Consider the following 13,157-nt stretch of genomic DNA (forward strand, 5'->3'; position numbering starts at 1 on the left):
AATCCTCTTCTCTCACCAGGTCTCGGGCAGGCTGGGTGCCGGCTCCGTCGACGGAGGGACCCGATACATCTCGAGGACCTGGGACATGATCTTGTTGAAGGTCGGCGCCGCAGCGGCCGACGTCTTGATGGTACTGGGCTTGGTGAAGGTCACGACGACGACGTACTGCGGGTTCTCGGCCGGAGCGATGCCCGCCACCGAGACGATGCGGTCAGAACCGTAGCCGGTTCCGTCGGACCGCGCGACCTCGGCGGTGCCGGTCTTGGCCGCGACGCGGTAGCCGGGGATCGACAGGACGTCCTTGAGGTCGCCGTCGCTGACGACCTTCTCGAGCATGTTGACGGTCGTGTCGGCGGCCCACGGCGAGACGACGCTCGTGCCCTCGGCGGAGGGCGCGTCGGTGACGGCGCCGTCGGGGGCGGTGCACCCGGCGACGAGGTTGACCGGCAACCGGGTGCCGTGGTTGGCCAGCGTCTGGTAGATGCTCGCGATGTGGATGGCGGTCGTCGAGACGCCCTGTCCGAACATCGTGTTGATGCTCGTCTGCTGGTCCCACTGGGAGGCCGGCCGGATGCCCGTCGTGGGTTCACCGAGGAAGGCCACGCCGGTCGGGTCGTTCAGACCGAACTTCACCATGTAGTCGTGACGTTGCTGGGCCGAGAGCGACTGGCCGAGCAGGGAGATGCCGACGTTCGACGAGTCGCGCAGGATGCCCGTCAGCGTGAGGTTCTCGGTCGGGTGGAAGGTGGCGTCGTGGATCTCGCCGCCCCAGGGGAACGTGCGGGAGTACGGCACCGTCGCCCGCGTCGCGGGATCGGCCTTGCCCGAGTCGAGCAGCATGGCGGCGGTCATCGCCTTGAAGGTCGAACCCGGCTCGTACGAGTAGGTGAAGGCCTTGCTGCCGAGGTCGTCGACGGCGGTGCCGTTGACGTCGTTGGGGTCGACGGCCGGGTAGTCGGCCACCGCGAGCAGCGAGGCGTCGCTCGCCTTCATGACGACGGCCGTCGCCGACTCGGCTCCGATGGCCTCGGCCTGTTCGCCCAGCGCCTGCTGGGTCATGTACTGGAGGTCGCTGTCGACCGTGAGACGGAGCGTGCCCCCGGCGACCGCCTTCTTGGTCGTGACGGTGCTGCCGGGCAACTGGACGCCGTCGGCTCCGCGCTCGTAGGTCTCCGAGCCGTCGGTGCCCGCCAGGCACGCGTCCTGGCTGAGTTCGAGTCCGGCCTGCGGCCCGTCGGTGCCGATGAAGCCCGTGAGGTTGCCCGCCACCGCGCCGTTGGGGTAGGTGCGCGCGGCCTGGCGCTGGAAGTACACCCACGACACGTCCATCTCGCGGACCTCGCGGAAGGCGTCGACGTCGACGCCCTTGACCAGGTACGCGAAGTTCGCCTCGGGGTCGGTGGTCAACGCCTTCGTCATGGTCGCGGCGTCACCCCCGGTGATCTCGGCGATGCGCTCGACCACCTGGTCGACCGTCAGCTCGGTGGTCGTGCCGTCGGCGCCCTTGACCTTGGCCGTCGTGGCGAAGGCCGGAGCGGCCGTGATGTTGTACCGGGTGACGCTGCCGGCGAGCACGGTGCCGTCGACGTCGGTGATGTCGCCACGATCGCCGTAGGTCGTCTGCACGATCTCGCGCTTGTTCTGGGACTGCTCGTTGAGCTCGGCCGCCTGCACGAGCTGGATGTCCGCCAGGCGCACCACGAACACGCCGACGAGCGCGATGATCAGCGCCATCGCCAGCGTCGCGCGGAGACGGCGGCTTCGGGGAGCTGCTTTCACGAGAGGTTCCTCACCGCGGCCGGGCGCCTGCCCGACCCGCTGTCGTCGTTCGATGTACCGGTGACGGCACGCCGCTAGCGGGTCTGCGGAGCCGCCAGCTCGTTCGCGCCCGACGCTACCGACTCGCCGGCCGATCCCCCGACCGCCGCGCCTGCGTCGGTCGGAACGGCCACCGCGCCCGCCGTGGTCGGAGCACCGACCGACGAGGCGGAGGGGTCGGTGGCCCCCGTGCCGTCGGCGGCGGTCGCGGGGGCCTTGGTCGTGAGCGGGACGCCCTCGAGCAGGGTGTTGGGGATCAGGTTGCCGGACGTCGCCTCGTCCGCCCCCGCCGCGGGGGCGGGCGAGCCGTGGACCGCGCCCGTGGCCAGATCGAGGTAGACGGGGTTCGAGTTGCGGACCATGCCGAGTTCGTCGGCGTTGGCGGCGAGGTTCTGCGGCGAGGACAGCACGTCGCGCTGCTCGCTGAACTTCTGCTGGTCGCGGACGAGCTCGGTCTTCGCGGCCTGCAGGTCGGAGATCTTGTAGGCGCCGTCGCTCAAGGCGATGCTGATCGCGAGCTGGGCCAGCAGGAGGACGAACAGCGCCGCCGTCGCGATGAGCGCGTAGGCGATCTTCGGACGGGCCCGTCGCTGCGACCGACTCGTGACGATCTCGACCGGGCGCGCCGTCGGGGTCGACGACGGCTGCGGACGGCTCGACGGCGTCGCGATGGCCAGGTTGCTGCTCATGCTTTTCTCCGGATTCGTTCGGCGGCGCGCAGTCTCACGGGCTTGGCTCGGGGGTTGAGGTCGCGTTCGGCGTCGGAAGCCAGCTCGGCCCCTCGGACGAGGAGGCGGAAGTCGGGACGGTGCTCCGGCAACTCCACCGGGAGGCCCTGCGGCGCCGTTGAGGTCGTCCGAGCGGCGAGTTCCCGCTTGACGAAACGGTCTTCGAGGGACTGATAGGCGAGGACGACGATCCGCCCGTCGACGGCGAGACGGTCGAGGGCGACCGGGACGGCCGCCTCGAGCGAGGTCAGCTCGCCGTTCACCTCGATGCGGAGCGCTTGGAACACGCGCTTGGCGGGGTGACCGGCACGTTGCAGGGCCATGGGCGTCGCCGCGATCAGGAGGTCGACCAACTCACCGCTGCGGGTGAGCGGCGAGTCGGCCCGGTGCTCGACGATCCGCCGGGCGTAGCGCGGAGCCAGCTTCTCTTCGCCGTACTGGTAGAAGATGCGCCGGAGCTCGCTCTCGGGGTACTCGGCGAGGACGCGCTCCGCCGTGACGGGCGAGGTGGGGTCCATGCGCATGTCGAGGGGCGCGTCCTTGGAGTACGAGAAACCGCGCTCGACCCGGTCCAGCTGCAGGGACGACACGCCGAGGTCGAAGAGCACCCCGTCGACGGTGTCGAGATCGAGGTCGTCGAGCGCGTCGGCGATGCCGTCGTACGTCGTGTGCACGAGGCGAGCCCGGTCGCCGAAGGGTGCGAGCCGCTCGCCGGCGAGGGCGAGTGCCTCCGTGTCGCGGTCGAGGCCGACGACGGTGAGCTCGGGAAAGGCCTGCAGCATCGCTTCGCTGTGGCCACCCATGCCGAGGGTGCAGTCGACGACGACGGCGCCGGGACGCGAGACGGTCGGGGCGAGGAGTTCGAGGGTCCGCTCGAGGAGGACGGGGGTGTGGATCTGATCGGCCATGACGACACGGGCTGTGCTCGTCGGCCCTGATCCCCATCCGTCGGGACCTGGCACCGGGGAAGGTGCGCCAGGGCTGACGGCTGAGGGTCGGGGCCCACGGGCTAGAAGAGCCCGGGGATCACCTCCTCGGTGGTGTTGGCGAACTCGGCCTCCTGGGCCTCGTAGTAGGTGTTCCAGGCGTCGGTGGCCCAGATCTCGGCACGGTTTCCCGCGCCGATGACGGTGAGGTCACGGCCGAGGCCGGCGTACTCGCGCAGTGTCGCCGGGATGGTGACCCGGTGCTGCTTGTCGGGGATCTCGTCGCTCGCGCCCGAGAGGAAGAGGCGCATGTAGTCGCGGGCCTGCTTGCTCGTGACGGGCGCCTGACGGATGCGCGAGTGCATGTCTTCGAACTCGCGCTGGCTGAAGACGTAGACGCACCGCTCTTGCCCACGGGTCATGACGAGGCCGGAAGCCAGTTCGTCACGGAATTTCGCGGGGAGGATGATGCGCCCTTTCTCGTCGAGCTTGGGCGAATAGGTGCCGAGGAACATGCGCCCGTCTCCCCTCGCCCCGCACCCCGTCTGTGGCACGTACCTCCACTTTACTCCACAACCCACCACCAGACAATGAAAAGGCGGGTCCTCCGCCGCGTGTCCGGCCTGCGATCCGCTCCAGTTCGGGGGCCACACGGGTGGAGGACGGTGGAGGGAAAGGACCACGAGGAGGCGCGTCCTGCGTGTCGCGCGCCTCCTGCAGGATGGATGGGCGCACGAAAAAGGGGCCGGCCCGAAGGCCGACCCCTGTGGTCGTGGTGCTGGTGGCGCCTAGGAGCGCTCGTCGCCGTCCTGGCGGCGGTCCCACCGGTCGTTGAGCCGATCCATCAGGCCCCCCTTGGCGGGATGCGCGGGGCGGGAGGTGGAGGAACGGGGAGCCGACGGCATCGAGGCCGTCGAGGACCCCTTCCGCTTGGGAGGCGCGATGGCGAACAGCACGCCGGCGAGCATGACCACGAACCCCGCCACGCCGATCAAGGGCTGGCGGAAGATGACGCCCGCGACGATCACGGCGATGCCGACGAGCGCCCCGAGGACCCCGACCACGACCAGCGTGTAGTTGGGTCTGGCGCCGCGGGTCCCGACCGTCGCCACGAAGTCGGAGTCGTTGTTGTAGAGACTCCGCTCCATCTCTTCGAGGAGCCGCTGCTCCTGTTCGGAAAGTGGCATCTTGGTGTTCCCTTCGAGCACGGGCTCTCAAGCGCGAGGCGGGAGCCTCGGGATCGACGCGATGAGTAGCTGCGAGTGTATGCCCGACAGCTATCGCTAGGCTAGGCAGCGTGGCTGAGAGTACGCGGTTAGTGGACGTCGTTCAAGAGCGCATCGATCGGTTCCTCGAGCGTCAGCGACCGGCCCTCATGGGCATCGCTCCCGACCTCGATTCCTTCTCCCTCTACTCGGGCGATCTGCTTCGCGGCGGGAAACGCTTCCGGGCTCTGTTCTGCTACTGGGGCTGGCAGTCCGTCGCCGGTCTCGACACCGGATTCGATCCCCTCGGGGAGCCCCGCGACGAACGCGAGATCGACGCCGTCATGACCGCTTCGGCGGGGCTCGAGTTCTTCCACGCCGCCGCGCTCGTGCACGACGACATCATGGACAACTCGGACACGCGCCGCGGACTCCCGGCAGCGCATCGGCGCTTCGAGTCCCTGCATCGCGAGGGGGCCTGGCTCGGGTCCCCCGAGGCGTTCGGTCGCTCGGGAGCCCTCCTCATGGGAGACCTCCTCCTGGCGTGGAGCGACGAACTCCTCAGCGAGGCCCTGGACTCCCTCCCGTCCCGTGACGCCGCCCGCGCGGCCCGCCTCGAGCTCAACCGGATGCGGACCGAGGTCACGGTGGGCCAGTACCTCGACATCCTCGAGGAGAACGCCTGGCGGACGGTCGACGAGGTGCAGCTGTTGCCGCGTGCCCAGCGCGTCATCGTCTACAAGTCGGCGAAGTACAGCGTCGAAGCCCCGCTGACCGTCGGCGCGGCCATGGCCGGGGCCGACCGGCCAGCCCTCGAGTCCCTGCGGCACTTCGGGCTGCCCCTCGGCATCGCCTACCAGCTGCGTGACGACCTCCTCGGTGTCTTCGGCGATCCCTCGGTCACGGGAAAGCCTGCGGGCGACGACCTCCGAGAGGGCAAGCGCACCGTCCTCGTGGCGACGGCCCGCCGAGCCCTGCCCCCCGGGGCCGTCCGCCTGCTGGACGAACTCCTCGGTGACCCCGAACTCGACGACGACCAGATCAGCATGCTCCAGGCGACGCTCCGCGACAGCGGTGCCGTCGACGCCGTCGAGCAGACGATCACCGATCAGGTGGAGCGTGCCGTCCACGCACTCGAGAGGTCGGGACTCGCGCCGTCGGCCCGGACGCAGTTGACGCGACTCGCCGAGACCGTCACGCGCCGCGCCTCCTGACGCCCTCTGCGCCAGGGCGGCCGAGGACCGGCAGCCGCCAGAGGCGCGGATCGGGACTAGAGGAGGCTCTGCGCGATGCGCCGGACCTCGGCTTTGCGTCCGGCCTGGAGGGCGGCGACGGGGCTCGCGCCGAGGGCCTCGTCGTGGGACAGCATCCAGTCGAGGGCCTCGTCGTCGTCGAACCCGTTGTCCGACAGGACCGTCAGGGTGCCCCGGAGGTCGTGCCTCGGCTCGGAGCCGTCGAGGAAGACGGCCGGCACCTTCGTGACGCCGTCCACGCGGGTCCCGACGAGGACGTGCTCCTCGAGGAGGCGCCGGACGCGGCTGACGCCGAGGCCGAGCCGCTCGACGAGGTCGGGCACGGTGAGCCATTCGGTGTCGGCGAACCAGGGGCGTTGAGAGAGATCGGTCACGCCACAACCTTGCCACGGGTTCGTGGCCCTCGCTGCGCCTCCTCGTCTCCCTCTCGGGGGGTCGAGTCACATGCGCAACATCCGTCACGCTGATTGACTTGGATATTCACGTGTGCCAACTTTGGACGACGTGGCACCGCGGCTCACCGATCACCCAGCGACCGTGTCCCCGCCCCCGAACCGAGGATCAGCCCATGAACGACGTCAGTTCCGCCCGCCCCGACTCCGAGTCCGTGACCACCCAGGACGCCCGGTCGACCAGCGCCTTCGGCCCCCTCGGTGGCGGAGACGAGCGCAAGCCCCTCTCCCGCATGGCCCGGTCGATGCTCAACACCGTCCCGATCGTCCTGGCGGGCTCGATGGCCCTCAGCATGGGCGTCACGGGCCCCGTGTTCGCCCTCGACCAGAACCCGACGAAGAAGCCCGACGCGTCACCGCGTCCCGTGCTGCCTCCTCGACTGTCCGCGCCCGAGCAGAAGACCGCGGCCACGGTCGAGACGGCCGCGACCTCTGCCACGGTCTTCGGCGCGGCCCCCGCCACGTACACCGTCAAGTCGGGCGACACGGTCGCGAGCATCGCCGGCTCGTTCGGTCTGAGCACCGCGTCGGTGCTCGCCCTCAACGGCCTCAGCTGGAAGTCCACCATCTTCCCGGGCCAGACCCTGAGCCTGAGCGCCGCCACGAGCGCCTCAGCCAAGCCGTCCACCGCGCCCGCCCCGGCCAAGGCGACGGGCGGCCGGTACGTCATCGTCCGTGGGGACACGCTGAGTTCCATCGCGCGTGCGCACGGCGTCACGACCAGCGCGCTCATCCAGGCGAACGGGCTGGGACTGTCGAGCATCATCTACCCGGGCCAGACCCTGACCGTCCCGACGGGCGCCTCCGCCGCCGCCCCGACACCGGCCCCCGCCGGGGGGCCCGCGGTGGGCAGCTACGTCATCCAGCGGGGTGACACCATCGCCTCGATCGCCTCGAAGTCGGGGACGAGCGTCAAGGCCCTCCTCGCCGCGAACGGCCTCTCGTTCACCAGCACCATCTACGCCGGCAAGACGCTCACCCTCCCCGGCGCCTCCGCGCCGACCGCCACGACCGTCGTCGCGTCGACGTCGGCCGCACCGCTGGGCGTCAGCGCGACGTTGACCGCCGAGCAGGCCGCCAACGCCCGGATCATCATCTCGGTCGGACGCCAGCTCGGGGTCGGAGACCGTGCGATCGTGATCGCCCTGGCCGCGGCCGCCCAGGAGAGCAGCCTGCGCAACCTCGACCACGGCGACCGTGACTCCCTCGGCCTCTTCCAACAGCGTCCGAGCACGGGGTGGGGCACCCCGGCCCAGCTGCGCGACCCGGTGCACGCGACCAAGCTCTTCTTCGGTGGCGCGAGCAACCCCAACACCGGCAAGACGCGCGGCCTCCTGGACGTCAAGGGGTGGCAGTCGATGTCCCTGACGAAGGCGGCCCAGGCCGTCCAGTACTCGGCGTTCCCGGATGCCTACGCCAAGTGGGAAGCTCCGGCCACCACCTGGCTCGCGACCCTGCGCTGAACCCCGGACGACCACCTGCCGGGCGGTTTCCCGCCGTGCGGTGAGTTGGGACACCCGCACGGCTCTCGGTCCGTAAAATCACGAAGGTGAGCGTGAACCAGACTGACCCGATGATCGGCCGTCTCATCGAGGGCCGGTACGAGGTCCGTTCGCGCATCGCCCGAGGTGGCATGGCCACCGTGTACCTGGCCACCGACCTGCGACTCGAACGTCGCGTCGCGATCAAGATCATGCACGGCCACCTGGCCGACGACGCGTCGTTCAAGGAGCGCTTCATCCAGGAGGCGCGCTCGGCCGCCCGCCTGGCCCACCCCAACGTCGTCAACGTCTTCGACCAGGGCCAGGACGACGAGTCGGCCTACCTGGTGATGGAGTACCTGCCCGGCATCACGTTGCGCGAACTCCTGCAGGACCACAAGGTGCTGACGCCCGAGCAGGCGATGGACATCCTCGAAGCCGTCCTCGCCGGTCTCGCCGCCGCCCACCGCGCCGGCATCGTGCACCGCGACCTCAAGCCCGAGAACGTCCTCCTCGCCGACGACGGACGCATCAAGATCGGCGACTTCGGCCTGGCGCGGGCCGCGACGGCCAACACCGCCACGGGCGCCGCCCTTCTGGGGACGATCGCGTACCTCTCCCCCGAGCTCGTGACCCGCGGCATCGCCGACACCCGCAGCGACATCTACGCGCTCGGCATCATGATGTACGAGATGCTCACGGGCGAGCAGCCCTACAAGGGCGACCAGCCCATGCAGATCGCCTACCAGCACGCCAACGACACGGTCCCCACCCCCAGCTCCGCCAACCCCCGCGTGCCGGTCGAGCTGGACGAGCTCGTCCTCTGGGCGACCGCTCGCGACCCCGAACAGCGACCGAGGGACGCCCGGGCCCTGCTCGACCAACTCCTCGACGTGCAACGGGTCCTGGCCGATCCCTCGGGACCACCCGCGAACCGGACGATGGTGCTCCCTGCCGCGGGCGCGACCTCCGTCCTGCCGTCCGGCGGCACGGGCGAGACGCAGATCCTGCCCAAGGCGCGACACCGGACCGGGCCGGTCCAGGCCGCACCCGACGACGCCGCCACGACGCTCGCGGCCGTCGCCGACCGTCGTCGGCGGCGGGGACGGGTGCTCATGGCCGTCGTCGTCGCGGTCGCGCTGCTCGCCGGAGGGACCGGCTGGTGGTTCGGCTCGGGTCCCGGGGCGCAGGCGTCCGTCCCCGACGTGTCAGGACGGGCACCGGACGCGGCGACGGCCGCCCTCACGTCGGCCGGCTTCGTGGTCGCCCCCGATCCCCAGACGGACTTCTCCCCGGTGGTGCCCTCGGGCCAGGTCGCGCGCACGGACCCCGACGCCACGACCCGTGTGCAGAAGGGGTCCACGATCACCCTGGTCGTCTCCCAGGGGCCCCGGCAACTCCCGGTCCCGACCGTCGTCGGCGACACCGAGACCGCGGCCACCGAAGCGCTCTCGGACTTCACGCTGCAGCCGACGTCGAGCCAGTTCGACGAGTCGGCCGCCGGCACCGTCCTCGGGATCAGTGGCGTGGACGACGCGGACACGCCGGTCGATCTCGCCGGAGCAGCCCAGTACGGAGAACGACGACCCGTGACGCTCACCGTCTCGCTCGGCCCCGTCCCGGACGTGGCGGGCCTCTCGGTGGCGGACGCGCAGGGCGCTCTCGCGGGGGCACAGTTGACGGGTGTGGAGAGCGGAACGGAATTCAGCGATGCGGTCGCCTCCGGGGAGGTCATCCGGTACGAACAGCAGGCCGAGGGGCCGCTCCGACACGGCGACACGGTCAACCTCGTCGTGTCGAAGGGTCCGCCGCCCATCACCATCCCGGACGTCCGAGGCAAGACCATCGACGCGGCCACGTCCCAGTTGCAGGGTCTCGGCTTCCGGGTGAGCTACCCGACCTGCACGGCCTTCACGTGTGCGTTCTACGACTGGGAGGCCCGCCTGCCGGTCACCGAGACGAACCCCGTCGCCGGCCTGACCGCGACCAAGGGTGCGACGATCACGCTCACGTACCGGGTGGAATGAGTCCCGGCCTCCCCTGAGGCCGAGGGCACCGACGGGCTCCGAGGTCGAGGGCACCGACAGGGCGACGGCCCCGGGACCGAGGGTCTCGGGGCCGTCGCCGTGTCGACCGGGCTCAGTCGGCCGCGAGTTCCTCGGCCACCAGGAAGGCCAGTTCGAGCGACTGCATGTGGTTGAGGCGGGGGTCGCAGAGCGACTCGTAGCGGGTGGCGAGCGTCGCCTCGTCGATGTGCTCGGAACCACCCAGGCACTCGGTGACGTCGTCGCCGGTCAGCTCGATGTGGATTCCGCCCGGGTGGGTGCCCGCGGCACGGTGTGCCTCGAAGAACCCCTTGACCTCGTCCATGATCTCTTCGAAGCGCCGGGTCTTGTAGCCCGTAGGCGTCGTCAGACCGTTGCCGTGCATCGGATCGCTGACCCACAGGGGCGTCGCGTCGGCCTTCTTGATGGCCTCGAGGAGGGGAGGCAGGGCATCCCGGATGGTGCCCGCCCCCATGCGGGTGATGAAGGTCAGGCGCCCGGGCTCACGCTCGGGATCGAGCTTGTCGATGAGGCGCAACATGTCGTCGGCCGTCGTCGTCGGGCCGAGCTTGACGCCGATCGGGTTGCGCACCCGGGAAAGGAAGTCGACGTGGGCACCGTCGAGGTCGCGGGTCCGCTCGCCGATCCACACGAAATGCGACGACAGCACGTACGGCGTACCCGTGCGCGAGTCGATGCGGGTCAGGGGGCGCTCGTAGTCCATGAGCAGGCCCTCGTGGCTGGTGTAGAACTCGACGCGCTTCAGTTCGTCGAAGTCGGCCCCCGCCGCCTCCATGAACCGGATCGCCTTGTCGATCTCGCGGGCGAGGTGCTCGTACTCGGCGTTGGCCGGGTTGCGGGCGAAGCCTTGGTTCCAGCTGTGCACCTGGCGGAGGTCGGCGAACCCGCCTTGCGTGAAGGCCCGGATCAGATTGATGGTCGAGGCGGAGGTGTGGTAGCCCTTCACGAGCCGCGAGGCATCCGCACGTCGGGACTCGGGGGTGAAGTCGTATCCGTTCACGATGTCACCGCGGTAGGCCGGCAGGGTGACGCCGTCCCGGGTCTCGGTGTCGCTCGAGCGCGGCTTGGCGAACTGGCCGGCCATGCGGCCCATCTTGATCACGGGGACGGACGCGCCGTACGTGAGGACGACGGCCATCTGCAGGATGGTCTTGACGCGGTCGCGGATCTGGTCCGCGGTCGCTCCCGCGAAGGTCTCGGCGCAGTCACCACCCTGCAGCAGGAACGCCTCGCCCCGGGCCGCCGACGCCAGCCTGGTGCGCAACGTGTCGACCTCGCCGGCGAAGACGAGCGGAGGCAGGGTGGACAGCTCGGCCGAGGCGGCCTCGACGGCTGCACCGTCGTGCCAGGTGGGCTGCTGCTTGATGGGGAGCGTGCGCCAATGGTCGAGACCGTCGATCACGTCGGGATCGGTGACGACGAACGGTTCGGTGAGCTGGGCCACGGTCTTCCTTGCCACTTGACGGTCTCGAGGCCGAACGACCTCGACAGGCGAGCCTACCGTGAAAGGGTCGGGCGCTTCTCTTTGACGCTGGTCGCGTAGACGTCGCTGTACTGCTGGCCACTGAGGGCGTTGAGCTCGTACATGATCTCGTCGGTGATGGACCGCAGGATGAAGCGGTCGCCTTCCATGCCCTCGAAGCGGCTGAAGTCGAGGGGTTCACCGAACACGATCCCGACCCGGTGCAGGCGAGGGATCTTGGTACCGGTCTTCATCACCTTCTCGGTTCCGATCATGGCGACGGGGATCACGGGCACGTGACCCTCGAGGATCATGCGCGCCACGCCCGTCCGACCGCGGTACAGCTTGCCGTCGGGGCTGCGGGTGCCCTCGGGGTAGATGCCGAGTTGCTCGCCGCGACGGAGGACGGACAGGCCCGTCGCCAGCGACGCCTCGGAGGCCTTGCCCCCGGACCGGTCGATGGAGAGCTGACCCGTGGCCGTGAAGAACAGTCGGATGGCCCACCCCTTGATGCCCTTGCCGGTGAAGTAGTCGCTCTTGGCGAGGAAGGAGATGCGCCGATCGAGGGCGAGCGGCAGGAAGATCGAGTCGACGAACGAGAGGTGGTTGCTCGCGAAGATGACGGCACCCGAGGCCGGGACGTGCTCGCGACCGCTGACCCACGGTCGGAAGATCGACAGGACGAGCGGACTCGCGACCATCGTCTTCAGGAACCAGTAGAGCATCGGTGCTCCTCTCGTCGGGGCGTCGGGAGTCTAGCGGTCGCTGGCGTGGAGGCGGGCGAGGTCGGCGGCGCCCACGACCCCCGCGTCGTTCACCAGCTCGGCGATCACGAACTCGGGCTCGGGGTGGTAACCGCGAGCGGGCAGGTGCTCGAGGTAGGCAGCGCGGACGGGTGCCAGCAGCAGTTCGCCCGATTGCGCGACCCCGCCGCCGAAGACGAACACCTGCGGATCGAGGATCGCGCTCAGCGACGCGGCGGCTTGTCCGAGCCAGGTCCCGAGGCGGCGCAGGGCCTCGACGGCACCGTCGTCACCGGACTGCAGCAACAAGCTGACGTCGTGACCGGAGAGCTCGCCGCCGTTCGCCGTGCGGACGTCCGCAAGACCGCGGCCGAGGCCGCCCTCGTCGGCCACCTCACCGGCGATGCGCAGCAGTGCGCGCCCCGAGCCGTACTGCTCGATGCACCCACGGGCCCCGCAGCCGCAGGGCAGACCGTCGGGCACGATGCGCATGTGGCCGAGTTCGCCACCCGTGCCGAATCCTCCGCGCAGGAGGCGGTCCTGCGCCACGATGGCACCGCCCACCCCCGTGCCGATGGTGAGCATGGTCATGTCGCTGGCGAGACGACCGGCCCCGAACCGGAACTCGGCCCAGCCGGCGGCGTTGGCGTCGTTGTCGATGGTGATGTGCAGGTCGAGCCGTTCGGACAGCCGGGCCCGGAGGGGCTCGTTGCGCCACGCGATGTTGGGCGTGTAGTACACGGTCGACTGTGCGGCGTCGATGAAGCCGGGCGCCGCGACACCGGCGGCGGCGACGTCGGGGTGGCGTGCCTGCAAGGAGGTGACCATCTCGACGACCGCGTCGACGATCGCACCCGCGTCGCCCGCGGGCGTCGCCACGCGCTCTTCGTCGACGATCTCGCCGAACTCGGTGACCACCCCGCCCGCGATCTTCGTCCCACCGATGTCGATTCCGATTGCCTGCACGAGGATCGAGTCTATCCTCGACGACCCTCCACCTCGGGCACCCGCTCCTGCGAGGCC

General features: G+C 70.1%; 12 protein-coding genes. 3 read left to right on the forward strand and 9 right to left on the reverse strand.

Annotated elements, in window-relative coordinates; translation table 11 throughout:
* Positions 1 to 12: 12 nt before the first annotated feature.
* The 5 genes from IFT79_RS09140 to IFT79_RS09160 form a co-directional block, all read right to left on the reverse strand.
* Entirely contained in the window at positions 13 to 1,779 is a 1,767-nt protein-coding gene (locus IFT79_RS09140; RefSeq protein ID WP_342211807.1) for a peptidoglycan D,D-transpeptidase FtsI family protein, read from the reverse strand.
* Positions 1,780 to 1,853: 74 nt separating this feature from the next.
* Complete coding sequence (locus IFT79_RS09145) at positions 1,854 to 2,507, reverse strand: hypothetical protein (protein ID WP_192123704.1); 654 nt, start codon at positions 2,505 to 2,507, stop codon at positions 1,854 to 1,856.
* Positions 2,504 to 3,454: a 16S rRNA (cytosine(1402)-N(4))-methyltransferase RsmH gene (gene rsmH, locus IFT79_RS09150; protein WP_192123706.1), complete on the reverse strand. Its 951-nt coding sequence runs from the start codon at positions 3,452 to 3,454 to the stop codon at positions 2,504 to 2,506. Before rsmH ends, IFT79_RS09145 begins: the two co-directional genes overlap by 4 nt.
* A 101-nt stretch (positions 3,455 to 3,555) precedes the next feature.
* On the reverse strand, positions 3,556 to 3,987 hold the full coding sequence (gene mraZ, locus IFT79_RS09155; protein ID WP_055973040.1) for a division/cell wall cluster transcriptional repressor MraZ: 432 nt from the start codon (positions 3,985 to 3,987) through the stop codon (positions 3,556 to 3,558).
* 273 nt (positions 3,988 to 4,260) lie between these two features.
* A complete protein-coding gene (locus IFT79_RS09160; RefSeq protein ID WP_123570752.1) occupies positions 4,261 to 4,659 on the reverse strand; it encodes a DUF3040 domain-containing protein in 399 nt (132 codons plus the stop codon).
* A 110-nt stretch (positions 4,660 to 4,769) separates the two neighbouring features.
* On the opposite strand from IFT79_RS09160, the gene IFT79_RS09165 reads away from it, so the two are divergent.
* Positions 4,770 to 5,891 (forward strand): polyprenyl synthetase family protein, encoded by a 1,122-nt coding sequence (locus IFT79_RS09165; RefSeq protein ID WP_173150808.1) that lies wholly within the window; start codon positions 4,770 to 4,772, stop codon positions 5,889 to 5,891.
* A 56-nt stretch (positions 5,892 to 5,947) separates the two neighbouring features.
* On the opposite strand, the gene IFT79_RS09170 is transcribed toward IFT79_RS09165, so the two are convergent.
* Positions 5,948 to 6,304 carry an Rv2175c family DNA-binding protein gene (locus IFT79_RS09170; protein WP_192123708.1) on the reverse strand — a complete coding sequence of 119 codons (357 nt, stop codon included), beginning with the start codon at positions 6,302 to 6,304 and terminating at the stop codon, positions 5,948 to 5,950.
* Between the two features lie 194 nt (positions 6,305 to 6,498).
* Here IFT79_RS09170 and IFT79_RS09175 point away from each other — a divergent pair, with 194 nt between their 5' ends.
* Positions 6,499 to 7,845, forward strand: a complete 1,347-nt coding sequence (locus IFT79_RS09175) for a muramidase family protein (RefSeq protein WP_249407871.1) — start codon at positions 6,499 to 6,501, stop codon at positions 7,843 to 7,845.
* Positions 7,846 to 7,931: 86 nt separating this feature from the next.
* Entirely contained in the window at positions 7,932 to 9,890 is a 1,959-nt protein-coding gene (gene pknB, locus IFT79_RS09180) for a Stk1 family PASTA domain-containing Ser/Thr kinase (RefSeq protein WP_123570012.1), read from the forward strand.
* A 112-nt stretch (positions 9,891 to 10,002) separates the two neighbouring features.
* On the opposite strand, the gene IFT79_RS09185 is transcribed toward pknB, so the two are convergent.
* The 3 genes from IFT79_RS09185 to IFT79_RS09195 all read right to left on the reverse strand — a co-directional run bounded on the left by IFT79_RS09185 (position 10,003) and on the right by IFT79_RS09195 (position 13,100).
* On the reverse strand, positions 10,003 to 11,331 hold the full coding sequence (locus IFT79_RS09185; protein ID WP_056047376.1) for a class II 3-deoxy-7-phosphoheptulonate synthase: 1,329 nt from the start codon (positions 11,329 to 11,331) through the stop codon (positions 10,003 to 10,005).
* Positions 11,332 to 11,426: 95 nt separating this feature from the next.
* Positions 11,427 to 12,116: a lysophospholipid acyltransferase family protein gene (locus tag IFT79_RS09190; RefSeq protein ID WP_056045016.1), complete on the reverse strand. Its 690-nt coding sequence runs from the start codon at positions 12,114 to 12,116 to the stop codon at positions 11,427 to 11,429.
* Positions 12,117 to 12,146: 30 nt separating this feature from the next.
* Entirely contained in the window at positions 12,147 to 13,100 is a 954-nt protein-coding gene (locus IFT79_RS09195) for an ROK family glucokinase (protein WP_192123710.1), read from the reverse strand.
* Positions 13,101 to 13,157: the final 57 nt, after the last annotated feature.

The sequence above is a fragment of the Frigoribacterium sp. CFBP 8759 genome, assembly GCF_014841655.1.
Taxonomy (GTDB): domain Bacteria; phylum Actinomycetota; class Actinomycetes; order Actinomycetales; family Microbacteriaceae; genus Frigoribacterium.

What these genes read in the sequence shown, in the direction of transcription:
- IFT79_RS09145 (WP_192123704.1), bottom strand. Translation starts at nt 2,507, where the DNA reads ATGAGCAGCAACCTGGCCATCGCGACGCCGTCGAGCCGTCCGCAGCCG.
- rsmH (WP_192123706.1), bottom strand. Translation starts at nt 3,454, where the DNA reads ATGGCCGATCAGATCCACACCCCCGTCCTCCTCGAGCGGACCCTCGAA.
- mraZ (WP_055973040.1), bottom strand. Translation starts at nt 3,987, where the DNA reads ATGTTCCTCGGCACCTATTCGCCCAAGCTCGACGAGAAAGGGCGCATC.
- IFT79_RS09160 (WP_123570752.1), bottom strand. Translation starts at nt 4,659, where the DNA reads ATGCCACTTTCCGAACAGGAGCAGCGGCTCCTCGAAGAGATGGAGCGG.
- IFT79_RS09190 (WP_056045016.1), bottom strand. Translation starts at nt 12,116, where the DNA reads ATGCTCTACTGGTTCCTGAAGACGATGGTCGCGAGTCCGCTCGTCCTG.
- IFT79_RS09175 (WP_249407871.1), top strand. Translation starts at nt 6,499, where the DNA reads ATGAACGACGTCAGTTCCGCCCGCCCCGACTCCGAGTCCGTGACCACC.